The sequence below is a fragment of the Kitasatospora terrestris genome, assembly GCF_039542905.1.
Taxonomy (GTDB): domain Bacteria; phylum Actinomycetota; class Actinomycetes; order Streptomycetales; family Streptomycetaceae; genus Kitasatospora; species Kitasatospora terrestris.
On the sequence record NZ_BAABIS010000001.1, the window covers coordinates 2,134,355 to 2,159,757 of the forward strand.

General features: G+C 76.2%; 20 protein-coding genes. 9 read left to right on the forward strand and 11 right to left on the reverse strand.

Annotation, left to right across the window (positions count from 1 at the left end; genetic code table 11):
• Positions 1-8 precede the first annotated feature (8 nt).
• The 7 genes from ABEB06_RS09885 to ABEB06_RS09915 all read right to left on the reverse strand — a co-directional run bounded on the left by ABEB06_RS09885 (position 9) and on the right by ABEB06_RS09915 (position 12,847).
• Positions 9-2,279 (reverse strand): TOMM precursor leader peptide-binding protein, encoded by a 2,271-nt coding sequence (locus ABEB06_RS09885; RefSeq protein ID WP_345696442.1) that lies wholly within the window; start codon positions 2,277-2,279, stop codon positions 9-11.
• A gap of 34 nt (positions 2,280-2,313) precedes the next feature.
• Positions 2,314-5,568 (reverse strand): DUF4135 domain-containing protein, encoded by a 3,255-nt coding sequence (locus tag ABEB06_RS09890; RefSeq protein ID WP_345696443.1) that lies wholly within the window; start codon positions 5,566-5,568, stop codon positions 2,314-2,316.
• Position 5,569: 1 nt separating this feature from the next.
• On the reverse strand, positions 5,570-7,798 hold the full coding sequence (locus ABEB06_RS09895; RefSeq protein ID WP_345696444.1) for an ATP-binding cassette domain-containing protein: 2,229 nt from the start codon (positions 7,796-7,798) through the stop codon (positions 5,570-5,572).
• Positions 7,795-10,359: an ATP-binding cassette domain-containing protein gene (locus ABEB06_RS09900; protein ID WP_345696445.1), complete on the reverse strand. Its 2,565-nt coding sequence runs from the start codon at positions 10,357-10,359 to the stop codon at positions 7,795-7,797. The genes ABEB06_RS09895 and ABEB06_RS09900 overlap by 4 nt, the downstream gene beginning before the upstream one ends.
• Complete coding sequence (locus tag ABEB06_RS09905) at positions 10,356-11,330, reverse strand: hypothetical protein (protein WP_345696446.1); 975 nt, start codon at positions 11,328-11,330, stop codon at positions 10,356-10,358. The genes ABEB06_RS09900 and ABEB06_RS09905 overlap by 4 nt, the downstream gene beginning before the upstream one ends.
• On the reverse strand, positions 11,327-12,565 hold the full coding sequence (locus ABEB06_RS09910) for a cytochrome P450 (RefSeq protein WP_345696447.1): 1,239 nt from the start codon (positions 12,563-12,565) through the stop codon (positions 11,327-11,329). The genes ABEB06_RS09905 and ABEB06_RS09910 overlap by 4 nt, the downstream gene beginning before the upstream one ends.
• Positions 12,566-12,682: 117 nt before the next feature.
• Entirely contained in the window at positions 12,683-12,847 is a 165-nt protein-coding gene (locus tag ABEB06_RS09915) for a hypothetical protein (RefSeq protein ID WP_345696448.1), read from the reverse strand.
• 261 nt (positions 12,848-13,108) lie between these two features.
• On the opposite strand from ABEB06_RS09915, the gene ABEB06_RS09920 reads away from it, so the two are divergent.
• The 4 genes from ABEB06_RS09920 (at position 13,109) to ABEB06_RS09935 (ending at position 15,821) form a co-directional block, all read left to right on the forward strand.
• Positions 13,109-14,098: an ABC transporter ATP-binding protein gene (locus ABEB06_RS09920; RefSeq protein ID WP_345696449.1), complete on the forward strand. Its 990-nt coding sequence runs from the start codon at positions 13,109-13,111 to the stop codon at positions 14,096-14,098.
• The gene (locus ABEB06_RS09925; protein ID WP_345696450.1) at positions 14,095-14,904 is read left to right on the forward strand and encodes an ABC transporter permease; all 810 of its coding nucleotides are present in this window, start codon (positions 14,095-14,097) and stop codon (positions 14,902-14,904) included. The genes ABEB06_RS09920 and ABEB06_RS09925 overlap by 4 nt, the downstream gene beginning before the upstream one ends.
• Before the next feature lie 39 nt (positions 14,905-14,943).
• Positions 14,944-15,105: a hypothetical protein gene (locus ABEB06_RS09930; protein ID WP_345696451.1), complete on the forward strand. Its 162-nt coding sequence runs from the start codon at positions 14,944-14,946 to the stop codon at positions 15,103-15,105.
• 101 nt (positions 15,106-15,206) lie between these two features.
• Positions 15,207-15,821 carry a TetR family transcriptional regulator C-terminal domain-containing protein gene (locus ABEB06_RS09935; protein WP_345696452.1) on the forward strand — a complete coding sequence of 205 codons (615 nt, stop codon included), beginning with the start codon at positions 15,207-15,209 and terminating at the stop codon, positions 15,819-15,821.
• 27 nt (positions 15,822-15,848) lie between these two features.
• Here ABEB06_RS09935 and ABEB06_RS09940 read toward each other — a convergent pair whose 3' ends face one another.
• Positions 15,849-17,450, reverse strand: a complete 1,602-nt coding sequence (locus ABEB06_RS09940; protein ID WP_345696453.1) for a hypothetical protein — start codon at positions 17,448-17,450, stop codon at positions 15,849-15,851.
• 298 nt (positions 17,451-17,748) lie between these two features.
• On the opposite strand from ABEB06_RS09940, the gene ABEB06_RS09945 reads away from it, so the two are divergent.
• The 3 genes from ABEB06_RS09945 (at position 17,749) to ABEB06_RS09955 (ending at position 19,700) form a co-directional block, all read left to right on the forward strand.
• The gene (locus tag ABEB06_RS09945; protein WP_345696454.1) at positions 17,749-18,225 is read left to right on the forward strand and encodes a hypothetical protein; all 477 of its coding nucleotides are present in this window, start codon (positions 17,749-17,751) and stop codon (positions 18,223-18,225) included.
• Between the two features lie 105 nt (positions 18,226-18,330).
• Positions 18,331-19,029 carry a thioredoxin-like domain-containing protein gene (locus ABEB06_RS09950; RefSeq protein ID WP_345696455.1) on the forward strand — a complete coding sequence of 233 codons (699 nt, stop codon included), beginning with the start codon at positions 18,331-18,333 and terminating at the stop codon, positions 19,027-19,029.
• On the forward strand, positions 19,011-19,700 hold the full coding sequence (locus ABEB06_RS09955; protein ID WP_345696456.1) for a DUF305 domain-containing protein: 690 nt from the start codon (positions 19,011-19,013) through the stop codon (positions 19,698-19,700). Before ABEB06_RS09950 ends, ABEB06_RS09955 begins: the two co-directional genes overlap by 19 nt.
• A gap of 105 nt (positions 19,701-19,805) precedes the next feature.
• Here the strand turns inward: ABEB06_RS09955 and ABEB06_RS09960 are convergent, their stop codons facing one another.
• A complete protein-coding gene (locus ABEB06_RS09960; RefSeq protein ID WP_345696457.1) occupies positions 19,806-21,269 on the reverse strand; it encodes an MFS transporter in 1,464 nt (487 codons plus the stop codon).
• Between the two features lie 121 nt (positions 21,270-21,390).
• Between ABEB06_RS09960 and ABEB06_RS09965 the strand changes: the two genes are divergently transcribed.
• Both ABEB06_RS09965 and ABEB06_RS09970 read left to right on the forward strand, forming a co-directional pair.
• Entirely contained in the window at positions 21,391-21,888 is a 498-nt protein-coding gene (locus ABEB06_RS09965; protein WP_345696458.1) for a MarR family winged helix-turn-helix transcriptional regulator, read from the forward strand.
• An 86-nt stretch (positions 21,889-21,974) separates the two neighbouring features.
• A complete protein-coding gene (locus ABEB06_RS09970; RefSeq protein WP_345696459.1) occupies positions 21,975-23,288 on the forward strand; it encodes a cytochrome P450 in 1,314 nt (437 codons plus the stop codon).
• Positions 23,289-23,292: 4 nt separating this feature from the next.
• Here ABEB06_RS09970 and ABEB06_RS09975 read toward each other — a convergent pair whose 3' ends face one another.
• Both ABEB06_RS09975 and ABEB06_RS09980 read right to left on the reverse strand, forming a co-directional pair.
• Positions 23,293-23,796 (reverse strand): methylated-DNA--[protein]-cysteine S-methyltransferase, encoded by a 504-nt coding sequence (locus ABEB06_RS09975; RefSeq protein ID WP_345696460.1) that lies wholly within the window; start codon positions 23,794-23,796, stop codon positions 23,293-23,295.
• Entirely contained in the window at positions 23,793-25,370 is a 1,578-nt protein-coding gene (locus ABEB06_RS09980; protein WP_425559601.1) for an AlkA N-terminal domain-containing protein, read from the reverse strand. Before ABEB06_RS09980 ends, ABEB06_RS09975 begins: the two co-directional genes overlap by 4 nt.
• Between the last annotated feature and the right edge of the window lie 33 nt (positions 25,371-25,403).

Consider the following 25,403-nt stretch of genomic DNA (forward strand, 5'->3'; position numbering starts at 1 on the left):
GCACGGCGTCAGATGAAGATCGGGATCGGGTTGAGCTCGCTCTCCGGGGTCGGCTCCTTCAGCCAGCCCAGCTCCACCGGCACGTCGTAGAGGCGGCCGGGGGCGTAGCGGGCCCAGAAGTGCCGCATGCCGGGGACGATCACCCGGGCGACCGGCAGGCCCACGTCCGGGCGGGTCTGGTCGAGGACCAGGAACTCCATGCCGCGGTCCTCGACCAGCCGCTGGGCGAGCGCCAGGTCGTCGGCGAGGTCGGCGCCGGCCAGCACGGGCCAGCGGCCGGGGCCGGAGGCGGGGGCGGCCGGGTCGGGCAGCAGGTACGGCTGGTTGGCCACGGTGGCCGTGGTCCACCAGGCCTTCTGCTCGTGGTCGGCGCCGGCGTAGGTGACCCGGCCCTCGGCGTCCCCGGCGACCGGGCCGAGGAACTGGTTCATCTCGGTGAGGGCGCGGGTGAGCGCGATGTGCGGGTCCAGGTGGGCGCCGAAGGCGATCAGCACGTCCTCGCCCCCGGCCGATCCGGATGCCCTGTCGGTGCGGCGGGAGAACGCGCCGACCACCGGGACGCCGAAGTCCGAGGTCAGGTCGAGCGCCCAGATCTCGCGGCGCAGCCCGCGGTACACGTCCCGCAGGGTGTCGATGTAGGGGTCGCCGAAGGCGTCCAGGTCGATCGCGGGGCGCTGGACCCGGTTGTACCACCACAGGGCGACCGAGTCGCGCTCCACCAGCTCCAGGAAGCCCTGCAGGGCGGCGTCCTCGAAGGAGGTGCCGGCGGCGCAGCCGTTGGAGTCGCCGGCCGCGTAGAAGCCGTTGCGGTGCCGGTAGCCGTAGTACATCGACATGGTGGGCAGCCAGCGGGTGGTCTGCGCGGTCAGCGACCAGGCCGGGGACCACTCGATCGCCTCGTCCTCGCGGAAGCGCTCGGGGACGATGTTGAACATCGACTGCTTGACGTTCCAGCGCTGCCGCTCGGCGTACTGGCGGTCGCTGTACAGCAGGGTGCGGGAGGGGTGGATCGCGGCGTCGCCGAGTTCGGCGAAGCGGGCGAGCCGGCGGGCCTCGTCGCCCTGGAAGACGCCGGAGTAGCGCTCCATCGCCTCACCGAGCGCGCTGGCCCGGGCCTGGACGTCGGTGCGGCCCTTGCCGCAGCTCACCGAGCGCAGGCCGGTGCGCAGTTGACGCAGGTCGCCGCTCTGCCGGGAGAGGTTCTGCCCGGAGACGTAGACCTTCAGCCCGGTGGGCGTCCGGGCGGCCGGGACCAGGGTGGTGACCACGCCGGTGATCGGGCTGAGCTGCGGGCGGTAGGTGTCCAGCATCTCCTCGGGCGTGGTGGAGCGGTGGCCGCCGTCGGCGGTGAACGCCTTGGGCCGGCTCTCGAAGCGCACCGGCTTCAGCTGGCGCTCCGTCACCATCCGGCCGTCACCGCAGCTCTCGCACTGCGGGCGGCGGACCAGGCGGTGCCGCTCGGTCTCCAGCAGGACGGTGTCCAGGGTGAGCACCACGGGTTCGGCGGGCCGGGCGCCGGCCAGCCACTTGGCGGTCTCCAGGGCGGCCAGCTGGGTGCCGAGGGCCAGGGTGGCGGGCAGGTGCGCGCCGGCGGTCGGGATCGGCTCGTCCTGGCCGAGCCGGTGCTGCAGGTAGCTGAGCGACTGGCGGTTGGCGGAGAGCCGGTGCGCCAGGCACTCCCAGCAGCCGGTGGCGCCCTCCTCCCCGTCGGCGCCGGGGACGAACACCGGACCGGTCCAGACGATCGAGCCGACCGGGCGGACGATCAGCCAGGGCCGGCCGTCGGCCAGCGCGGCGCGGTTGCGCTCGGCGAGCCCGGGGTGCAGGTAGTCCGCGGTGAGGGCGACGGTGAACGGCGCGTCCTCGTCGACCGCGACCCCGGCGGCCTCCAGCGCGGCGAGGAAGGGCTCGACGTCGAGGTCGCCGTACACCTCGACCCGGACCCGGGCGGTGCGCAGCGCGGCCATCGCGGCGTCGCCGTCCAGCCCGGCCATCTCGAAGAAGGCGGCGCCGGGCCGGTCGGTGGCCGGGTCGGCGGGGGCGACGAAGCCGCCGGCCCGCAGCTTGCCGACCGCTCCGTCGACCCGCTCGGCGGGGACGGTGCCGTGCAGCGCGGCGCCGATCTGCTCGGCGGTGCGGGTGCCGTCCAGCAGCGGGGCGAGGGCCTGAGCGAGGTTGCCGTCGACCACCGAGACGCCGCGTTCGGAGACCAGGTAGACGGCTTCGCCGTCGACGACGTACGGGGTGTAGTGGCGTTTGAAGCCGATGAGTTCGGACATGGCGGGTCACTCCTCCTTACGGGTCCGGGTGCGCTCAGCGCAGGGTGGCCAGCGGGGCGGCGGCCGGGTCGTACAGGCGCAGCAGCAGCAGGCCGATGGCGACCGTGCCGTCGAGTGCGCCGAGGTTGACGGAGTCCTCGGCGGCCCGGTCCGGGAACCAGGTGCCGTAGGCCTGCCGGCGCTCCATCAGTTCGCGGACCAGCAGGCCGGCGGCCTCCCGGCCGTCGAAGAACGGGCCGGGCACCAGGGCGGTGGTGCCCTCGGGGACGGTGTGCAGCAGGCCCGCCTCGGCGGCGGTCAGCGCCTCGCCGGCGGTGGCGACCAGGGCGCGGCCGGTCAGCGAGGCCAGTGCCGGGCCGGTGACCGGCGGGGTGAGGCTGCCCAGGTCGGCCTGGTCGACGGCGTCCGCGCCGAGCGAGACCGCGGTGTCCAGGCAGGCCAGGCGGCCGCTGCGGGTGCCGGTGGCGAAGCGGTGCGCGGCGAGCCGCTCCCGGGCGGCGGCCGGGTCGGCCAGCAGGGCGGGCGCCTCGGCCAGCGTGCGGGCCAGCGCGGCGGCGACCGAGTCGGCGCCGCCCGGCACCAGGTCGAGGAAGTCGAACTCGGGGATCCGCGCGTCGGGATCGCCCAGGTCGGCGACGGCGGTGGCGGCCAGGGTGCGGATCGCCTCGTCCGTCGGGGCGTGCCCGGCGCCGGACGCGCGGCGCAGCCGCAGCAGGTTGAGCAGCAGGCCGGCGGTGCCCAGCGGCAGGTCGGCGTGCGGCACCTTGGCCGGGCGGCCGGGCCGGTCGGAGGCCGAGCGGGCGACGGTGAGCGCGCCGGGCACCAGGGCCTGGGCGGCGCTCAGGAAGCCGGGCTCGCCGAGCAGCAGGCCGCCGCGGGCCAGGCCGTGGATCAGCGCGCCCGGTCCAGCGAAGCCGCCGGGCACCGGGGCGCCGGAGGCCAGCCGGGAGTCGCCGGCGAAGGAGAAGGCGCGCGGCTCGTCGGGGTCGACCAGGGAGGCGGCCTCGGTGAGCAGCCGGTGCGAGGCCCGGTGGAAGCGCGGTTCGCCGGTGGCGGACCAGAGTTCGGCGAACAGCAGGGCGATGCCCAGGGTGCCGGAGACCAGGTCCGGGCCGAGCACCTCGACCTGGCGCAGGCCGGTGCCCGGGTACCAGCTCTGGCCGAGCCAGCCGGTCCGGCGGCGGTCGGTCAGGATCCGGTCGCCGATCGCGGCGGCCCGCTCCAGCAGTTCGCCGGGGCCGGGCACCGCGCGGCGGCGGACCGGGGACGGCGCCGGGCGGGACAGCTCGGTGCCCAGGCGGGCGGCGTCCACGCAGCCGGACAGCACGCCGACGTGCGCCTCCAGGTCGAAGCCCTCCAGTTCGGCGACCCGCTGCTGCAGGCGCTTCCAGCCGGTCGACTGGAAGTGGCCGGGGATCTCCCGGCCGTCCGCGGTGAACACCGAGGACGAGGTGGTCAGCGAGCGGAAGAACGGGATGTCGAAGATCCGGAAGGAGTCCAGCTCGGAGAGGACCACCTCCAGCAGGTCGCCGCGGTCCGGGTCGCCCGCCCGGGCGACCACGGCGCCGCGCAGCGCGCCGGCGATCACCGTCTCCCGGGTGGCGCCGTCGTCCAGCGCCAGCGGGCTGGTGGAGGCCCGCAGGATCTTGTAGCCGTCCCAGGTGTGGCGCCAGATGTAGCGCACCCAGACCCCCCGGAAGCCGCTCAACGGGCCCTCGGGGTCGGCGAGTTCCTCGCGCAGCCGGTACAGCGTCCGGTGCATCTCGCGGTAGCCCTCGACCACCTGCTCGGTGTACTCCCACGGGTCGGCCGGCTCGCCGTCGGCCACCGGCCGGTACGGCGGCAGCGGCAGCGCGGGCACGCCGGGCGCGACCTCCAGGCCGCCGACCCGGGAGAGGCAGCCGATGTCCAGGGCGTCGGTCCGGCCGGCCGGGGTCCACGCCTGGAAGGCCATCGCGGTGCGGACCACGGTGGTCTCCAGCTCGTCCAGCAGCCCGTGCTGGGCGGCGGAGAGCACCGGCGGGGCCTGGACCCGGGGGTAGAGCAGGCACTCCAGGTCGATCAGCACCGGGTGCTCGCCGTCCGCGAGCAGGTTGTCCGCCCACAGGTCGCGGCCTTCCAGCAGCTGCACCAGGCGGATCGTCATGCCGAGGCGGGTGTAGAACCGGGCGAAGCCGGAGCGGTCCGCGCACGGGCGGCTGGGCACCAGCTCCTCCCAGCCGTAGTCGCTCTCGCAGCCGGTGTCCAGCGAGGCGCCGTGGCCGTCGTCGCCCCGGTCGCTGCGCACCAGCACGGTGCGCAGCGGCAGGTCGAGGCTCAGCTCCTTGTTGAGCCGCGCGGCCAGCGCGAGGAAGGCGGTGGCGTGCCGCATGTCCTTCGGCTTGTAGACCACGCCCTGCCCGTCGGCGAAGCGCAGCAGCGCCACCGAGCGGCCGCCGGCGTGCCGGTCGCCCGCGTCGCCCCGGACGGAGTGCAGCGCGCCCGGGTCGGTGCCCTGCCACATCCGCCCGACCAGCAGGTGCCGGTCGGCGGCGAGCCGGGCGAACATCTCGGTGTACACGTGCTGCCACTGCAGGCAGACCGTGCCCACCAGGAACGCCAGGCCGGGCAGCCGCTCCAGCCGGGCCAGCCAGCCGTCCTGCGAGGAGTCGAGGCCGCCCTCGGCGTCCCACCCGGTGGCCCGGGGGCGGCCGGTGGAGAGCTGGAACTCGTGGCAGAAGGACAGGTTGCACGCCTCGGTGAGCCGCCCGGTCAGGGTCTTCGCCAGGTCGGCGCGGGCCTCCTCGGTGACCGGGACGCCCAGGATCCCGCCCGCGGCGCTCGGCAGCAGGGCGGCCGCGGCCCGGACGAAGCCCTCGACCAGGGCGCCGGGGCCCGGGGCCCGGTCGGTCGGCTGGGCGCGCAGGAAGACGGCCAGGGCGTGCGCCCAGGCCGGCAGCCGGGCCGGGTCGGCCAGGCGCACCCGGCGCAGGCCCTCGCCGAGCGGGCGCCCGGTCTCGGCCAGGTGGTCCAGCAGCACGCCCGCGGCGCGCTGCTCGCCGGCCGCCCGGCTCAGCCAGGTCTCCACGGCGGCGGCCCGGGAGCGCCGGTCCTCCCCCGGGTCGGGTTCGAACAGCGCCTCGCCGTCCGCCCGGGCGGCGGCCCGTTCCTCGAAGGACGCGGCGGCGGACACCACGGCGCGCAGCCGCTCGTCGCCGCCTGGCACGTCGGGCAGCAGGACGGGTCCGGCGGTGCCGGTGGGGGCCGGACTCCCGGTGGTGCGGAGCCAGGTCTGCAGGTCGAGCGACATCTCACATCTCCTGGAATCGGGCGAGGCGGGTGAACAGCGGGTCGGCGCCGAGCAGTTCGCGGTAGGTGCCCTCGGCGGACACCCGTCCCCCGTCCAGCACGAAGATGCGGTCGGCGGTGCGGATGGTGCTCAGTCGGTGGGCGATGACGATCCGGGTGCGGTCGAGGCCCGCGACGGCCTCGGCGACCCTGGCCTGGGTGGCGTTGTCGAGCGCGGAGGTCGCCTCGTCCAGCAGCAGGACGGACGGCTCCCGCACCAGCGCCCGGGCCAGCAGCAGGCGTTGCACCTGGCCGCCGGAGAAGCCCTGGGCGTCCTCGCCGACCCTGGTGCCCAGGCCCATCGGCAGGGCGCGCAGGTCGGCGGCGATGCCGGCCAGTTCGGCGGCCCGCCAGATCCGGTCCTCCTCGACGTCCGGATCGGCGCCGGCCAGGTTCTCCAGCAGGGAGCCGCGGAGCATGCGGCCGTGCTGGAGGACCGAGCCGACCTGGCGGCGGACCAGCCGGGCGTCCAGCCCGGCGAGGTCCCGCCCGTCGTAGCGGACGGCGCCCGCCTCCGGCTGCTCGAAGCCCAGCAGCAGCCGGATCAGGGTGGACTTGCCCGCCCCGGACGGGCCGACCACCGCCACGAACTCCCCCGGCGCGGCGTGCAGCGACACCCCGTCGAGGGCGGGCAGGGCCGTCCCCGGGTAGCGGAAGGTCACCCCGTCCAGGGCGACCGCCCCGCCGAGCCGGCCCGGGTCCTCGGCCACCGTCGCGGCCCCGGACCCGGCGCCGGCCACGGCGGTGGCGGGCTCGGCGAGGATCGGCCGGAGCCGGTCCAGCACCGGCGCCACCCCGTACGCGCTCGCCGCCGCGTGGGTGACCTGGCCGAGCGCGAGGGCCACCTGTCCGGCCGCGACACCCGCGGCCATCAGATGGGCGGTCTCCGCGCCCGAACCGAACGTCGCCCCGGCGAGCAGCACCGTGAGCAGCAGCGGCTGCAGGGCCGAGGTGAGCGCCCCGGCGGCGGCATCGACGTGCATCGCGGCCGCGTCCGCGCGTTTCTGCGCGGCGAACGGGACGGCCCATCGGGCGAAGGCCTGGATCTCCCGTCCGGCGGTCTGGATCTTGTCGATGCCCAGCAGCAGCCCGTACAGGGTGCCGTGCAGCCGCCCGTGCGCCGCGTACACCTCGGACTCGTACCGCTGGCGCCGACGGCCGAGCAGCAGCAGCCCGGCGATCACCGCCAGCACGGCGAGCAGCAGCAGCCCGCCGAGCCGCCAGTCGATCAGCAGCAGTACCGAAAGCCCCGTGCACGCGAACACCGCGCCCAGCACCGCGCCCACCAACACCTCGGAGAGCGCCTGCCGGGCCTGGGCGACCGCATTGGCCCGGTGCACCAGGTCACCCGTGGTCCAGTCGCGGAAGAACCGTGCGTCCTGGGCCAGCAGCCGGTCCCAGACAGCGGGTTCGAGCGCGTGCTGCACCCGGCCGGTGAGCCGGACCGCGGCGGTGTTGCGGACCAGCACCAGCAGCCACGAGGCCACCACCGCCGAACCCAGCAGCACCGCCAACCACCGCACCGGATGACGCTCGGCCAGCAGCAGGCCGGGCAGCAGCACACCGGTGCTGAGGGGAACCAGAAGACCCAGCAGCGCCGACGCCAGACCCGCCGCGCACAGCACCCCCAGGTCGCGCTTGGCCCCGGGCACCGCCAGGGCGAACCGCAGCAGCCCGCCCGGCCCCGGCGCCCCGGCCGGCAGCGGCCGGTGCAGCAGCAGCGCCTGCCGCACCAGCGCGGGCCCGCCGCGCCGGCCGGCCGGCGCGGCCGGGTCGTGCCGGCGGTGGCGGCCGTTCGGACGCGGGACCAGGGCGACCGGGCGGCCGTCGTCGGCCGCGAAGCCGACCATCGGGCCGTCCGTGCCGCTCGGGTCGCCGTGCCCGTCCGGGCCGGCCGGCAGGGTCACCGGGCGCCAGCGGACGCCCAGCAGCCGCAGCAGCGCGGCCAGCGGATCGGCCGCCTTCCGTATCGCGCCCGGGAGTTCCGCCGGGCCCTGGAAGCCGAGCGCCCGCAGGACGGCCTGCGCCTGGTCCGCGCGGTCGCGCGGCGCTGTCGGCGGACGACCGCCGGGCTGCAGACCCCCCAGCGCCGAGGCCAGCGCGGCCCGGTTCGCGGCGGCGGTGCCCTCCGCAGTGCTCGTGGCGGCCTCCGCCGCCGTGCGCGCTGCGGGGTCGATCGTCGCGGTGCTCATGCCGACTCCTCGGTTCCGTTGGGGGCGTCGTCGCCGACGCCGCGACCGCCCTCGCCGAGCAGGTCCCGGTACGGGCCGTCCTGGTCGGCGAGCTCGGCCGGAGTGCCCTGCTGGACGACCCGGCCGCCGGCCAGCACCACCACCCGGTCGGCCGCCCGGATGGTGCTCGCCCGGTGCGCCAGCACCAGGCAGGTCACGCCCCGGCGGCGCAGATTGGCGTTGACCGCCGCCTCGGTGTGGGCGTCCAGCGCGGAGGTCGCCTCGTCCAGCACCAGCAGGGCCGGGTCCAGCGCCAGCGCACGGGCCAGCTCCAGCCGCTGCCGCTCGCCACCGGACAGGTTGCGGGCGTCCTCCTCCACCAGCCCGGCGTCCAACCCACCGCGCCGGCGCACCAGTTCCGTCGCCTCCGCGTCCGCCAGCGCCCGGTGCAGGGCGCCCTCGTCGGCGGCCGGGTTCCACAGCGTCAGGTTGTCCCGGACGGTGCCCTCGAAGAACCGCAACTGCTGCTCCACGTAGGCGACCTGGCCGGTCACCACGGCCCGGTGCCAGGACTCGCGGGGCCGGCCGTCCAGCAGCACCTCGCCGCTCCACGGCCGCAGCACCCCCGCCGCCAGCCGGGCCAGCGTCGACTTGCCGCTGCCGCTGGATCCGACCACCGCCACCCACTCCCCCGGGGCCACGGTCAGCGAGACGCCGTCCACCGTGGCCGGGCGGTTCGGGTCGTAGCCGAACGCCAGGTCCCGCAGCTCCAGTTCACCGCGCAGCGCGACCGGCTCCGCCGGGGCGTCCAGCACCGGCGCCAGGTACGGGTCCGGCTCGGACGTCTCGACGTCCTCCAGCAGCGCGTTCTGCGCTCGCGCCACCGTGAACTCCGCACCCGTTCCCACCAGTTGAGACACCGGCAGGAGGAAGCCGTTGAGCAGCAGCAGGAACGCCAGCAGCGTCCCGACCGACAGCGAACCGCCGATCAGCAGCGCCGTGCCGGCCACCACCACCGCCGCGCTCGCCGCCGAGTTCAGCGCCCCCGGCAGCGACAGCGGCACCAGGACCGCCTGCGCCACCCGCTGACCCGTGTGCGCGGCCCGCGCCTGCCAGCCCGCCCACGAGCGGAACAGCGAGTCCTCCGCGCCCTCCGCCTTCACCGTCTCGATCGCCGACACCCCGGCGAACGCCACACCGTCGCGCTTGTACTGCTCCGCGTGCAGGCGGTGGATCATCCCGCCGCGCCGCCGGTCCGCGACCCGCAGCGCGACCGCGTCCAGCACCGCCACCGCGACCGGCACCGCGGCCAGCTCCGGCACCAGCCGGACCAGCGCCACCAGGTGCACCGCGGCCGACGCCGCCGACGCGGCGGCGGACGCCACCCGGTGCGACAGCAGGTTCGCCAGACCGTCGTTCAACTGCACCCGGGTCACCAGGCCGCCCAGCTGCCGGCGGTGGAAGAACGCGCCCGGCAGCCGCAGCATCCGCCACAGGAAACCCGCCGAGGAGTGCGCGGCCATCGCCTCCAGCACCCGGTTCACCAGCGCCTGCCGCAGCCACGTCCCCAGCAGCACCAGACCGGTCACCCCGACCGCCGCCAGCGTCAACGGCACCGCCCAGTCCGACGCGCCACCGGTCACCACCGCCGACAGGTACGCGCGCAGCAGGAACGCCGCCGCCACACCCGGCACGGCGACCAGCACCGCCACCAGGACGGCCACCAGCAGCGGGGCCAGATACGGGCGGAGGCGCGCGGTCAGCGACCGCAGCAGCGGGAAGCGGCGGCCGCCGCGCTCGAAGTCCGGACCCGGCTCGAAACCCACCGCGATCCCCGCGAACGAGTCCCAGAACTCCGCCGGAGTCGCCGAATAGCTGCCCAGCGAAGGGTCGTTGACGTGCACCCGGCCCCGCCGGATGCCCTCGAAGACCGCGAAGTGCGGACCGGTCACCAGCACCATCGACGGCACCGGCACCGCGTCCAGACCGGCCGACCGGCCCTCGCCGCGCACCACCCGACGGCCCCGGGCCACCAGCCCGTACCGCCCGGCCGCGCGGGCGACCGCCGCGGCACTCACGCCGTCCCGGCTCACCCCGCACGCGCGGGACGCCTCCTGCAGCGTCACCCGCCGTCCGAACGCCCCCAGCACCACGGCCAGGCACGCCGCCCCGCAGTCCTGCTCCTCCATCTGCGGCACGGTCGGCGTCCGCAGGTACCGCCGCCCCCGCTTCCCGCCCGCGGCGCGCCCGGTCGACGCCTTCGCCGGACCGGCTCCGCCGGACGGGGCGGCGGCAGCCGGCCCTGCGCCTGCGGCGGGCTCGGCCGAGACCTTCCGCGGACCGGCTGCGCCGGTGGCGGTGGCCGGGCCGGCAGCGTGCGCAGCGGCGTCGCCGAGCGTTCCGGCTGCCGCCGGCACCGCGCCCGCGGCCGGCCCTGTCGACGCCGACCGCGAACCGGCTGCGCCGGTGGTGGTGGCCGTCGTGGGCCGGGTGGCGGCTCCGCCGGCGGTGGCGGAGGTGTCGGGCCCGCCGGCCGCGGACGCGTTCGCGTCGGGGCCGGCCGGGCGGATGTCGATGCTCATCGGCGGGGCTCCTTGTTCAGGACCGCCTGGTACGGGTGGCGGGCGCCGAGGTCGACCTTCACCGGGAGCGTGAACGGCGCGGAGACCGTGGTGCCGTCCGGGAGCCGGGCGTACGCCAGCCACACCGGGGTGTCCCCGGCGGGCAGCCCGGGCGGGGCGACCGGCAGCGTGCCGGCCAGCGAACCGGCCGCCACCGGCAGCGGGTCCGCGGCCGTGACGACCGCCCGGACCACGCCGCCGCCCGGCAGGGGCACCAGCACCGCCCGGCCCGGCGCCAGCCGCGCCGCGTCCTTCGCACTGGTCGCGACCAGTCGCACCACCGCCGGGGCGTCGCTCGGATCGAGCGCCACCACCGGGCTGCCGGGCGCGAGTTGCGCACCGGGTGCGGCGAGCAGGGCGGTGACCGTGCCGGGGGCCGCGGCGCGTACCTCGACATCGCCCTCCCCCGCCGTCCGGACCACCGCGACGGTCTGGCCGGCCGCCACCCGGTCCCCGGGACGGACCCGGGTCTCGAACAGGGCACCCGCCCGGTCCGCGGCGACCTGCACGGGGGCCGGGCCGTGCGCGACCACGGCGTTCACCGTCAGCGTGTGCGGCAGCGAACCGAACGCCGCCCAGCCCGCGCCCGCGCCGACCGCGAGCAGCAGGGCGACGCCCGCCACCCACAGCCGCGCGCCGATCAGCCGCACCGGCTGGTCCAGCCCGGGTTCGAGCACCGCGGCCGCCCGGGCGGCGGCCACCGCCGCCCGGCTCCGCGACTCCGCCGGCTCGGCGGCGGAGGGGCGCGCGACCTGCGTGACCGCAGACGTGTGCGTCCCCTCGCCACCGGCACCCGGCTCCGCCGGGGCGGATCCGCCCGCAGGGCGCGGGCCCTCGGCCGTGGCCGCGGGTGCGGGTGCCGGGCCGGACTCGGCCGGCGGGGTCGTTCCGGCGGGGGTCTTCGCCTCCGGCGGGGTGGTCGCGGTGGTCATGCCGTCGCTCCGATCAGTTCGTCGCGGGGCGGGCAGAACACCGGCAGCTCGCGCATCCCGCCGAACGCGAACTGCTCGCTGCGCCGGACCGTCTCCTCGGTGAGCGGTGTGCCGAGCCGCCGCTCGGCGTCGGCGGCGGCGAGGCCGCGCAGGACCGCGGCGCCGGCCATCAGCGACAGCGGCGCGCCGAGGCAGTGGTGCGGACCGTGGCCGAACGCGAGGTGGTGCCGGTCTGCCCGGTCCGGGTCGAAGCGGTCGGGGTCGGGGTAGCGCCGCGGGTCGCGGTTGGCGGCGGCGTACAGCAGCATGGCGACGCTGCCGCCCGGGATGAGGGTGTCGCCGGCCCGGACGTCGCGGGTGAGCGCCCGCGCGCTGGCCCGGACCGGGCTGCCGAGCCGCTGCGCCTCGTCGAAGACGGCCTCGGCGGCGGCGGGTTCGGCCCGCAGCCGCTCGGACAGGCCGGGCGTGGTGAGCAGTTGGAAGGCGGCGACGGCGAGGCCGGAGGTGAGCGTCTCCAGGCCGTTCGCGAAGAGCATCACCACGAAGGCGAGCAACTCCTCGGTGTCGAGCCGCCCTTCGGCCCGCGCGACGGTGAGCCGGCTGATCAGGTCGTCCCCGGGGTCGGCGGCGCGGGCGGCGCAGAGTTCTTCGACGTACACGTGGAACTCGGCGAACTCGGCGTCCAGCTCGGCGGCCTGGGCCTCGTCGGGGAAGGGGTCGAGCAGGGCGCGGGCGACCAGGCCGGCCCAGCCGGTGATCCGGTCGTGGTCGGAGTCGGGGACGTCGAGGATGGCGCAGGAGACGGCGACCGGCAGCGGTACGGCGAGGTCGGCGACCAGGTCGAAGCAGCCGGAGGCGAGCAGCGGCGCGAGCATCCGCTCGGTGGTGGACTCGATGCGCTGTCGCATCTGTCCCAGCCGCCGGGCGCTGAACGCCGTGGTGGCGAGCCGCTTCAGCCGGGTGTGGTCGGCGCCGTCGCGCATCGGCAGCATCCGGTTGACGATCTGGACCAGCGCCGTGCCGCCCGCTCGCGGGAGGCCGACGGTGGTGGGGTCGACGGCGGTGCCGGGGTTCATCAGGACGCTGAGGATCTCCTGGTGCCCGGAGACCACGTACAGCGGGCCGAGGTCCAGGACGGGTGCCTCGGCCAGCAGCCTGCGGTAGAGCGCGGGTGGGTCCTGCTGCGCGGCGGGCTGCTGGATGAACCGCGTCAGCTCGTGCCGGAGGCTGTCCATGTCGCCCGGCTCTCCTTCTTCCGATGTCTTCCGATTCGCTTGCTCTGCCCGATGCTCGGGGCCGGGCGGGGTGCTGGGGCGGGACCGCGGACGGTCCCACCCCAGCGCACGGGACCCTTACTCGGCGGTGGTCTCGGCCGCGGAGTTCGAGATGGAGCTGAAGCTGGAGACCGGGCAGGCGGCGGAGAGGAGCGAGGAGACGCTGACGCCGCCGTTGACGGTGTCCAGCTCCTCGACCTCGATGTCGAACTGCTCGTTCTCGGTGTTCAGGTTCTCGGCCATGGGGGTCTCCCTCCGGTTGTGGCGCCGGCCCGCTCAGGGGGTCGGTCACCGCTCTCCCTCCCGGTCGCTTTTCGGATTTCTCCGTTTCGCTCCCGGCGATGACTCAAATATGGCCCGCCCGCCGCGGCGGGAACAGTACGGGATGTCAGAATTGCCGCAGAGAAAATGTCACAACCTCCACCATGACATTTTGAATAGGCTTTGAACTGCGGAAACAGACCCTCTTGCATGAAAGCAGGGACTCCGGTCACGCTGTATTCCATGACACCTGAAAGAAGCTCACAGAATTCCCGGCCGCCGGTCGTCGAAGTGGACGGCCTGCGGCGCAGCTACGGCGAATACGAGGCCGTGCGCGGGGTGTCCTTCACCATCGCGCGCGGTGAACTCTTCGCCCTGCTCGGCACCAACGGCGCCGGCAAGACCACCACCCTGGAGGTCCTGGAGGGCTACCACCCGCCGACCGCCGGCACGGTGCGGGTGTTCGGCCTCGACCCGTACGCGGACGGTGCGAAGGTCCGCCGCCGGACCGGCGTGATGCTCCAGGAGGGCGGATTCTTCAAGGAGTTGACGGTCAGGGAGACGGTCGACAGCTGGCGCTCCTTCATCAGCGGGGCCCGCGCGACGGCCGAGGTCCTCGGCCTGGTCGGCCTGGAGGCCAAGGCGTCCACCCGGATCGGTCAGCTGTCGGGCGGTGAACGCCGCCGGCTCGACCTGGCGCTCGCCGTGCTCAACCGCCCCGAACTGCTCTTCCTGGACGAGCCCACCACCGGCATGGACCCGGAGGCGCGGCGCACCACCTGGCGGCTCGTCCAGGAGCTCAAGGCGGCCGGTACCACCGTCGTGCTGACCACCCACTACCTGGAGGAGGCCCAGCAGTTGGCCGACCGGGTGGCCATCATGGACCGCGGCGCGATCGCCGCCACCGGCACCGTCGGCGAGGTCCTCGCCGGCCGCGGCGACCGGATCGCGCTGCCCGTCCCGCGCGGCTGCACGATCGGCGAACTCCCCTCCCTGGAAGGCGCGTTGCCCGCGCTCGCGGACGGCCGCGCGGTGTACACCGTGCCGCGCGGCGCCCCCGCGCTGGCCGCCCTGCACACCTGGGCCGCCGGCCGCGGCGTGGAGCTGGACGGCCTGGAGGTCCGGGGCGGCTCCCTGGAGGACCTCTTCCTCGACCTCGCCGACCGCAACGACCGCACTGACCGCACCGACCGCACCGACCGCTCCCGTCCGAAGGCAGGGCTGCCGCGATGACCTGGACCTCGTACGCCAAGGGGCAGTTCGGCCTCTCCTGGAAGGTGTTCTGGCGCAACCGGCGCTCCACCTTCATCGGCTTCCTGCTGCCCGTGCTGCTCAACCTGGTGATCGCCGCCCCGCTGCGCGGCCGGCAGATCGGCGGGGTCAATGCCGCCGGGTACGTCGCGGTCGGCCTGCTCGGGCTGGCGCTGGTCACCTCGTTCATCAACCTGCTGAACGGCGTGGTCGCCCGCCGCGAGGACCTGGTTCTCAAGCGGCTGCGCGGCACCGAGGTCCCGCCGACCGCGATCTTCGCCGGTCAGCTCGGCGCCGGCGGCGTGGTGGTCCTGCTGCAGGCGCTGGTGCTCGGCGGGGTGGCGGTCGGCTGGTTCGGCGCGCCGCTGCCCGCCGACCCGGCCCTGCTGCTGCTCACCCTGGTCGGCGGCTACCTGCTGTTCGCCGTGCTGGCGATCGCCCTGTCCGGGGTCACGCCGAGCAGCGAGGTCGCCCCGCTGGTGGCCACCCCCGTCCTGGTGCTGTGCATGTTCGGCGCGGGCGTGTTCAGCCCGGTCGCCTCGCTGCCCGAGTGGCTGCGCGGCCCGGCCCACGCGCTGCCGCTGGCCCCGGTCGTGGAGAGCCTGCGGACGGCCTGGTTCGGCCGCGACTTCGGCGCGGAGAGCTGGGAGGGCGGACCGCTCCCCCACCTCGACCTGCTGCACGGCTGGACCTCCGCCGGCCCCTCCCTGCTGATGATCGCCGCCTGGCTCGCCGCCGTCGTGGTCCTCGCCCGCCGCCTGCTCCGCTGGGAACCCCGGCGGGGCTGACGGCGTGCAGGCCGGCGGCGGACGGGGTGTCATGGGGTCATGACCACGAACTGGCTGACCGAGTTCACCGACGAACTGATGCGGCTCACCGACGGCCTCGACCGGCAGCGGGCCGCCGACTTCGTCCGCAAGGTGTACGAGGCGGGACGGAAGGCCGGACGCGAGGAGGAGGCGTCCGGCCAGGAGCACAGCGGCTGGTGAACCGACGGCCCGCGCCGACGACGCGCGGAGCGGGCGCCGTATCGTGGGGAGGTCGGGCCGAGCAGCCGGGAACACCCCGGAGAATCCGGGAGGAAGTGCAGATGGGCGAGGTGCGGGCGCGACGTCCGGCCCGGCCGCGCGAAGAGGTCTTCGCGGCGGCCCGAGCGGCGATCGCGGAGCACGGGCTCGCCAAGCTGACCATGGCCGGCCTCGGCAAACAGCTCCAGATGAGCGCCGGCCACCTGCTCTACTACTTCGGCAGCAAGGACCAGCTGCTGCTGGAGACCCTGCGCTGGAGCGAGGAGCAGCTCGGCGAACGCCGCCGCGCCGCCCTCGCCCGCGCCGACAGCGACGTCCACGAGCGGCTCGCCGCCTACGTCGACCTGTACCTGCCCGAGGGGCCCGGCGACCCGCGCTGGATCCTCTGGCTGGAGGTGTGGGGGCGCTCCCCCGCCAGCGCCGAGATCCGGCAGGGACAGCTGGACATCGAGGCGCCCTGGCAGGCCGACCTGGTCGCGCTGATCACCGCCGGCGTCGCCGCCGGGGTCTTCACCGCCGCCGGCGACGGTGCCCGCTCCGCCCAGGACCGGGCCGTACAGCTGCGGGCCGCGCTGGACGGCTTCGCCGTCCCGATCGCCATCGGCCTGCCCGGCGCCGACCGCGAACGCGCCACCGCCCAGGTCTCCGCCGTCACCGCCGCCCTGCTCGGCGGCTGACCGCCGGGCCGACGCGCGGGGCTGCGGTCACTCCGTCCAGAGCGCGACCGCGGTCCGGTCGTCCGCGTAGCCCTTGGCCCGCACCTGGACCTGGCGGAGGAAGTCCACCGTGCCCGGCGGGTGCGGATGCGCCCAGTGACTGGACAGGAAGTGCGCGACCGCCGGCTCGTCCGCGATCGGCGCGGCCAGCCCCGGCGTGCAGAGCAGCAGGATGTCGCCCGGGGTCGCCGGCACCAGCCGGAACCGGAACGGCCTCGGCCCCGGCACCGCCTGCGCGGCCAGCACCGGCTCGCCGTCCGGGTGGTGCAGCAGGCGCGCCCCGTACGCGTCGATCCAGTGGCCGGAACGCAGCAGGTACAGGCCGCCCGGGCCGGTGCCGAACGCGGCCCGGTGCGAGGCCGCCGGGTCCAGCGAGACCAGGACGCAGTGCAGCGAACCGTGCTCGCCACCGGGCACGTCCGGCTGCTCCTCCGGCCGGTCGTCCGGCACGTCCCCGCGGCGCAGCGGGAGCGCCGCCCGGACCGCCAGCCGCTGCAGGCCGTACCGCAGCCGGTCGCGGGCGCCCGTCCGCAGGTCCGCGGCGAGCTCGGCGCGGGAACGGCCGACCGCCCCCGCGAGCCGGCGGGCCGCCTCCGCGGCGGCGCCCGCACCCCACTGCGCGTCCGCCTCCCGGGAGGGCGACGCCAGCACGCACAGCAGCAGGCCGTCCTCCCCGCTGCCGAACCGGACCGTCAACAGCGCATCGCGCCGCGGCTCACCCCGGAACCGCGCCGAATCGCCCCGGACGGACGCCGCGCGCAGCACCGTACCGCCGTACTGCGCGCCGTCCACCACGGTGTCGGGCACGACCGCCGCCAGGACGTCGGGATCGGCGGCGGGCAGCGCGGTCGGCTCCGGCGCGTACGTCGGCGGCCGCTCCCCCACGTGCGGCAACGCCCCCTCCACCCGCGCCCGCCGACCGACAGCCGGAACCCCGGCGGGCAGCGGCTCCACCGCCGGAGCGACGGGATCGGCCGGATCAGCCGGATCGGCCGGATCGGCCGGATCAGCGGTATCGGCGGGCAGCGGCCCGTCCACCGGTACGACGGGTTCCCGCTCGGCGGCCACCGGCTCCGCCGGAGCCGGCAGCTTCGCGAAACCGGGCGCAGCGAGCGCGGGCCCGGCGGGCACCGCTCCGTCCGCCCGTCCGCCGGGTCCCACGGGCGTGCCCGCGGGCTCGCGCTCGGAGGTCGGCGGCTCCGCGGCACCGGCCACCGTGGGCTCGGGCCCGGCCGGGGGCGGTGCCGGCGACCGGTGCGGGTGCGCGGGCGCCGCCGGTGCGGCTGCACGCGGCGCGGCCTGCTCGGGTACCGCCGGTGGCGGGAGCGGGGCGGGCGCCGGTGCCGGTGCCGGTGCGGGCTGGGCGAGGGCGAAGCGGGGGTCGGCCCAGGCGGGCTTCGCGGGTGGGGTCTCGGTGCGCGGGGGGCCGATCAGGCCGGCGGCGGAGTCGAACCAGTCGTCGACGGTGGCGGTGTCGGCCGCGGTGTCCGGGGTGTCGGGGAGGGTGCCGGCGGGGCCCGCGTAGACCGCGTGCCACCAGCCGTCCTCGGGCCGGTGATGGTGTGGGGGTGCGCCGCCGTGGTCGCTCAACTGGCCGCTCCTCGTCCCTGTGTGCCGTCCGTGTGCCGGGCGTGCCGTCCACCGAGCGGGTTCGGGGTTTCCCGGGCTCGACGTCATTCTCCTCAACGACGAGGGCGGTGTCCGGGATTCGGGCACATCGCGAGACCCCCCGGGTGGCGGTTCCGGCCACGTCGGAGGGACGGGTGCCGGCAGCGTCCGAAACCGCCCCGAACAGGCCCTTCCCGCCCTCGAACGACCCGGGTCCGGCCGGAAAATGAAGTCCCCAGGGGGGCACCGCTTCACCCGTTCGGCTGATTAATATGTGCGCATGACCGCGCCAGGCTCCCTCGCACCCGCCCCGGGAAGGTCCGCCGTCGCGGACCGCCGCCCGGCCGTGGTGCTGTGGTCCCTGCTGCTGGTCGGCCTGCTCGCCCTGCTGCCGTGCGCCGGCAACGCCCGCGCGCTGTCCGCGCACCACCCGGCGAGCTCCGCCCGGGCCGACCGTCCGGCCGGTCCGGCGCAGCACGCGTTGCACCACGCCGCGGTCGCGGTGGTGGACGCGGACGGCAACCCGCTGGTGTGGTGCGCCGCCGACGGCGAGCACCCGCTGCCGGGCAGCGGCTGCTCCAGCCACGCGTTCTGCGGTCCGGAGGCGCAGCTTCCGAACGCCCCGCCCCAGCCGGCCGCCGTGACGCTGCCCCGGCTGGTCGCTCCGGCCGGGCTGTCCTGCGGCCCGCCGCCGGCCCCGCCGTCCGGCCCGGACCACGCGCCGGACCTCCACGTCCTGCAGGTCCACCGGTCCTGAGCGGAACCCACCGCCGGCCCCGTCCCGGGCGCCGGCGGCTCCGCTGCCAGCCACCCCCCTCACACCGCCGTGCACGTCGCGCGGCGGGGACAAGGAATGACTCCCATGGGTTCCGCCTCGAAGCAGTCGAACAACAAGGCGTCCGGCAAGGCCACGCAGGCCGAGCGCCGCGCGCGGATAGCCGAGCTGCGCGCCGCCGAGGAGCGCCGCGAGAAGCGCAACAAGGCCGTCACCATCGGCATCTCGTCCGTCGTGGTCGCCGCGATGATCGCCGGTGTCGCCTGGATCACCCTGAGCGCCAAGCACGACCAGGACCAGAAGGACGCCGCCGCGAAGGCCGCCGCCCAGGCGAAGAAGGACGCGGCGAACGTGCCGATCGACGGGGTGAAGACCTTCGACAACCTGGGCCGCAACCACGTCACCACCCCGGTCACGTACCCGCAGACCCCGCCGGTCGGCGGCGACCACAACCCGGTCTGGCTCAACTGCATGGGCAACGTCTACGACCAGCCGGTGAAGAACGAGAACGCCGTCCACTCGCTGGAGCACGGCGCGGTGTGGGTCACCTACAACGCGAAGGCGACCCCGGACGACCTCAAGACCCTGTCGGACAAGGTCAAGGCGACCCCGTACTCCTTCATGAGCCCGTACAACGACGAGCAGGGCACCATCACGCTGAGCGCGTGGGGCACCCAGCTGATCGTCGACAAGGCGTCCGACCCGCGGGTCGAGCAGTTCTTCACCAAGTACGTCCAGGGTCCGCAGACCCAGGAGCCGGGTGCGTCGTGCAGCACCGGCCAGTGACCGGCGAGCCGGACCCGACCGCCGAGGCCCCGGCCCGCCGGCGGCGGGCGCTGTGGTGGCCGGCCGCGCTGGCCGCCGCCGTGGCCCTGGCGCTCGGCGTGCCCGCGCTGGTCGCCGGCGGCGGCAGTGCCTCGGGCACCGCCCCGGCGGCGGCCGCCCCGGCGACCGACTCGGCGGAGGCCGGGTTCGCCCGCGACATGGCCGCGCACCACCAGCAGGCCATCGACATGTCGTTCATCGTGCGCGACCGCACCCAGGACGCGGCGGTCCGCACCCTGGCGTTCGACATCATCAACACCCAGGCCAACCAGCGCGGCATGCTGATGGGCTGGCTCGACCAGTGGGGGCTGACCCAGGCCTCCCCGGCCAAGCCGATGGCGTGGATGGGCCACACGTACGAGGCCCACGACGGCTCGCTGATGCCCGGCATGGCGACCAACACCGACCTGGCGAAGCTGCGCGGGCTGAGCGACCGCGAGGCCGAGGTGTTCTACCTGCAGCTGATGGTCGAGCACCACAAGGGCGGCGTGGCGATGGCGCAGGCGTACGTCGACGCCGGCCGCAACGACGTGGAGAAGCGCCTGGCGCAGACCATGGTGAACGGGCAGAAGTCGGAGATCGACCTGATCACCGGCATGCTCGCCGAGCGGGGCGCCAAGCCGCTCTCCTGAGCGCGCGGTGCCGTGCCGGGGCGCTGCCGGACCTCCCCGGTCCGGCGGCGCCCCGCGGCGTCTTCCGGATCCCCCGGCCCGCGGCGTCCCCCGGCCCGCCGGGCCTCAGCAGGGGCGGGCGGCCCGGCCGACCGCCGTCAGGGCCGCCGCGACGGCGGCGGTGGCGGCCAGCAGCAGCAGGACGCCCCGGCCGCCGCCGGACGGGCCCGCCAGGTGGACGGCGAGCACCGGCAGGGCGGTGCCGAGCGCCGTACCGAGGCTGCGGACCATGTTCACCAGGCCGCCGCCGACCGCCGAGCTCTCGGCCGGGATGGCGCGCATCACCAGCGCGTTGTTGGCGGGCAGCAGCAGGCCGAGGCCGTAGCCGAGGGCGAGCAGCGGGAGCGCGGTGGTCAGTCGGCCGGCGGGCAGGACGGCGAGGGCGAGCAGTCCGCCGGCGGCGGCGAGGGCTCCCCAGCGGCAGCGGGTGGCGTCGGCGCAGCCGTTCGGCAGCAGGCCGCCGCCGACCGTGGCGGCGACCGCGAACGCGGCCGGCAGGGCGGTGATGACCAGGCCCGCGGCGGCGGAGTCCACTCCGGCACCGGCCAGCATCACCGGGCCCAGCACCAGCGGGCAGAACAGCAGCAGGTAGCCGATCAGGGCGATCACCAGGCCCGCCCGGATGCCCGGGGTGTTGACCAGGCCGGGCGGGACGACCGGCCGGTCGGCGCGCTGCTCCTGACGGGCCAGCAGCACCCCGAGGACGCCCGCCGCCGCCAGCAGGACCAGCACGGCCCACCACGGCAGCGGCAGACCGGAGGCGGCCGACAGGGCCAGCAGCAGCGCGGTCGAGGTGCCGGCGAGCAGCAGCAGGCCTGGCAGGTCGAAGCGGGACTCGCCGTCCGCCGGGGGCCGGGTCGGGCGGCCGTCCGGGTAGGTGCGCGGCAGCAGGTACCAGCCGGCCAGCAGGCCGAGCACGCCGATCGGCACGTTGATCCAGAACGCCCAGCGCCAGGACGCGTGCGCCACCAGCAGGCCGCCCAGCGTCGGGCCCAGCGCCAGGCCGAGCGCCTGGGCCGCCGCCTGGATGCCGAGCGCGGTGCGCATCGCGTGCTCGGGCACGCCGCGCGCCACCAGGGCCACGCTGTTGGCCTGCATCATCGCGCCGCCGACCGCCTGCACCGCCCGCCACACCACCAGCAGCGCCAGGCTGTTCGACAGCCCGGCGCCGAGCGAGGCGAGCGCGAAGACCGCGAAGCCGCCCAGGTACACGGTCTTGCGGCCGACCAGGTCGGAGAGCCGGCCGACCGGGGCCAGCAGCGCGACCAGCACCAGCAGGTAGGCGAGCGAGACCCACTCGACGGCCGCGAAGTTGGTCGCGAAGCGCTCCTGCAGCGCCGGGAAGACCAGCGAGGTGACGCTGGCCGTCAGCTGGCCGAGGAAGGCGCCCAGGCAGACCGTGCCGACGGCGAGCCAGTGCGCGTGGCGCCAGCGTGCCACCGCGCGGGGGCGGGGGCGCTCCGCGAGCAGCCGGCTGTCCAGCAGGACGTCGGTGCGGGAACGGGGCGGCGGTTCGGCGGTGGCGGTCACGGCTCAGCAATATATCTGCTCCCGAGATAATCGCCCAAGGAACAGTTCGGCAACAGACCGGGAAACTCGCAACTCCCTGGTCAGCGCCGCCGCGTCCGAGCCGACCGATACGCTGTCCGCCATGCCGCCGCAGTCCCACGCCGGACCGACCCCGCCCGCACCCGACGAGCCGGGGTCCACCGCCGTCGCCCGAGCCCAGCAGCTCACCGACGTCATCACCCGTCTGCGGCGGGCCCTGCGCAGCAGCATCCGCACCGACTACCCCTGGGAGTCGCTGCCGATGGCCCAGGTCGAACTGCTCCAGACGCTCGCCGCCGAGCCCCTGCGGGTCGGCGAGCTCGCCGCCCGCCAACGCCTCGCACCCAACACCGTCAGCGGCCTGATCGGCAAGCTCCTCGACGCCGGCTTCGTCGACCGCCAGCCCGACCCCGGGGACCGCCGCACCGCCCGGATCGCCCTCACCGCCGCCGGCCGCCGGCAGCTCCTCGACTGGCAGCGCGCCCACGAGCGCCGCCTCGCCGACGCCCTGGAGAGCCTCAGCCCCACCGACCGCGACGCGGTCGCCCACGCCCTCCCCGCCCTCGAACAGCTCGCCCGCGCCCTCTCCTCCCCCGCGTAGGCCCCCGCGCAAGCCCCGCGGGCGGCGGCCGACCGGGCGGGTCGGATCCCTGGTGCGGCGGGACGGCGGGGCCGTACGGTCGGTGGGTGACCCTCGACCAGGCGCGCGTCAACCGGATCTTCCTCCCGTCGACCTACGCCGAAGGCGTGCCGTACGGACTGTTCGGCGAGCTGCGCGCGCAGGCGCCGGTCTGCTGGGTGGAGGAGCCCGCGGTCGGCCCGTGGCCCGCCGGGCCCGGCTACTGGGCGGTGCTGCGGCACGCCGACGTGAAGGCGGTGCTGCGCGACCCCGGCACGTACTCCTCGCACCTGGGCGCCACCCAGATCCGCGACCCCGACTCGGCCGCCGACCTGGACTTCGCCCGGACGATGATGCTCAACCAGGACCCGCCGGACCACTCCCGGCTGCGCCGCATCGTCGCCGCCGCCTTCACCCCGCGCGCCCTCGCCGAGCTGGCCGCCGCCGTCGACGGGCAGGCGTCCGACGCCGTCCGGCGGGTCCGCGACGCGGGCCGGGCGGACTTCGTCCCGCTCGCCGCCGACCTGCCGGTCCGCACCCTGGCCGCGGTCATGGGCGTCCCGGAGCAGGACCGGGTGCTGCTGCTGGACTGGGCGAACCGGGTGATCGGCTACCAGGACGCCGACTACGCCGACGCCCGCACCGCCGACCCGGACCGCCTCACCGAGCAGGGGCGGGCCGCCCTCGCACTGCGTCCCACCGCCCGGACCACCGCCGACGGCCGCCCGGTCAACCCGCGCTCGCGCGCCGCGCTCGCCGACATGTTCGGCTACGCCCACGCGCTCGCCGCCCGCCCCCGGCCGGGCAGCCTGCTGGCCCGGATGCGCGAAGGCGGCCTGGACGCCGCCGAGTTCGAGACGATGTTCTTCCTCTTCGCGGTCGCCGGGAACGAGACGGTCCGCAACGGCCTGCCGGGCGGCCTGCACACCCTGCTCGCCCACCCCGACCAGTACCGGCTGCTGCTGGAGCGGCCCGAGCTGCTGCCCTCGGCGGTCGAGGAGATGCTCCGCTTCTGGCCGCCCGTGGTGCACTTCCGCCGCACCGCCACCCGGGACGCGGAGCTGGGCGGGCAGCGGATCCGGCGCGGCGACAAGGTGGTGGTGCAGCACGCCTCCGCCAACCGGGACGAGTCGGTCTTCGCCGACCCGGACCGCTTCGACATCACCCGGACGCCGAACGACCACGTCAGCTTCGGCCACGGCCCGCACTTCTGCGTCGGCGCCCAGCTGGCCCGGCTGCAGATGCGGGCGCTGCTCCGCCACACCCTCGCCGGACTGCCCGGCCTGGAGCCCGACCCGGACGCCGCCCCCGTCCGCCTGGTGTCCAACTTCCAGAACGGCCTCAAGCACCTGCCGGTCCGCTGGACCCCCGTGCCCGGATGAGGGTTCAGAACAGCGTGGTGCCGCCCTCGTGGGCGAGCAGCCAGCGCTTGGCGTCCATGCCCGCCGCGAAGCCGGTGAGCGCGCCGTTGGCGCCCATCACCCGGTGGCAGGGCCGGACGATCAGCAGCGGGTTGGCCCCGACCGCGCCGCCGACCGCGCGCACGGCCCGCGGCGACTGCCCGGCGGCCGCGCCGAGCTCGCCGTAGGTGACGGTCTTCCCGTACGGGATGTCGTCGAGCGCCGACCAGATCCGCTGCCGGAAGCCGGTGCCGACCGGCGCCAGCCGCAGGTCGAACTCGGTGAGCTCGCCCGCGAAGTACGCGGTGAGCTGCTCGACCGCCGGGGCGAGCGGCTGCGGGTCGTGGGTCCAGCCGTCGGCGGGCTCGGTGAGCGCGCCCTTCTGCCGGGGCGCGGTGACGGCGCTCAGCGCGAAGCCGTCCTCCGCGTCGACGCCGCTGAGCAGCAGGAGGCCCAGCGGGCTCTCCAGGTGGGTGAACACGGTGGTCATGCCGTCTCCTCGGGAGCGGGGGCGGGGGTGGGTACGGGGGTGCCGGCGGCGGTCCACAGGCGGTGCACCGCGTACGAGCGCCAGGGCGCCCAGCCGTTCGCGGCCTCGGCCGCCGACTTGGCGTCGCCGGGCAGTCCGAGCCGGCGCAGGCCGTCCCGGACGCCGATGTCGGAGGGGAGGAAGACGTCGGGGTCGCCGAGCCCGCGCATCCGCAGGTAGCCGACCGTCCAGGGGCCGATGCCGGGCAGGGCGAGCAGGTCGGCGGCGGCCGCCTCGCGGTCCACCCCGCCGTCCAGCCGGACGGCGCCCTCGGCGAGCGCCGCGCACAGGCCGAGCAGCGCCCGGCGGCGGGCCCCCGGCATCGCCAGGTCCTCCGGGTCGGCGGCGGCCAGGGCGGCGGAGCTGGGGAAGAGCAGCCGCAGCCCGCCGCTGGGCGCGGGCAGCGCGGCGCCGTACTTCGCGGCGAGCCGGCCGGCCAGGGTGCGGGCGGCGGTCACGGTGATCTGCTGGCCGAGCACCGCGCGGACGGCGAGCTCGTGCGGGTCGACGTGGCCGGGCGAGCGCAGCCCGGGCCGCGCCGCGACCTGGGCGGCGAGCGCCGGATGGGCGCCGAGCCGGGCGTCGACCGCGTCCGGGTCGGCGTCCAGGTCGAACAGGGCCCGCAGCCGGTGCACGGCCGTGGTGAGGTCGCGCAGGTCGGCGAGGGTGAGCCGGCAGTCCAGCCAGCCGCGCTGCGGCTCGTCGCCGGGGCCGAGGCCGTCCACCTCGGCGACGCCGTGGCCGTACGGGAGCGCCAGGGTGCGCCGGTAGGTCCGGACGCCGGGCCGGTTGCCGGGGACGACCTCCTCCACGCCCGGCACGGCGCGCAGCGCGAGGAAGTCGATCAGGTGCTCGCTGTCCAGCGCGCCCCGGTAGGCGAGGCGCAGGCTCAGCGTGCCGGCCGCGGCGGGGGCGGCGGCCCGCGGGACGCGTTCGCCGCGCAACCCGCTCGGGGTGCGGTCGTACACCTCGCGGACGGTGTCGTTGAACTGCCGCACGGAGGCGAAGCCCGCCGCGAACGCCACTTCCGTGACCGGGAGTTCGGTGGTCTGCAGGAGCAGCCGGGCGGTCTGGGCGCGTTGCGCGCGGGCCAGCGCCAGCGGTCCGGCGCCGAGCTCGGCGGTCAGCTGGCGCTGCAGCTGCCGGGAGCTGTAGCCGAGCCGGTCGGCCAGGCCCGCGACGCCCTCGCGGTCCACGATGCCGTCGCCGATCAGCCGCATCGCGCGGCCGACCAGGTCGGCGCGGTGGTTCCACTCCGGGGAGCCGGGCACCGAGTCCGGCCGGCAGCGGCGGCAGGCGCGGAAGCCGGCGCCCTGGGCGGCGGCGGCCGTCGGGTAGAAGGTGCAGTTGACCCGCTTCGGGGTCACCGCGGGGCAGCTCGGCCGGCAGTAGATCCCGGTGGTGCGGACAGCCGTGAAGAACACCCCGTCGAAGCGGGCGTCCCGGCTGTGCACCGCGCGGTACCTGGTCTCGTCGTCGATCACGTCCTCCAGTCTGCGCCATCGCGCGGGCCTCGACTGGCGGGAATCGGACATGGCCCTCCAGGGCCCGTGAAGCTCCGCCGGGAA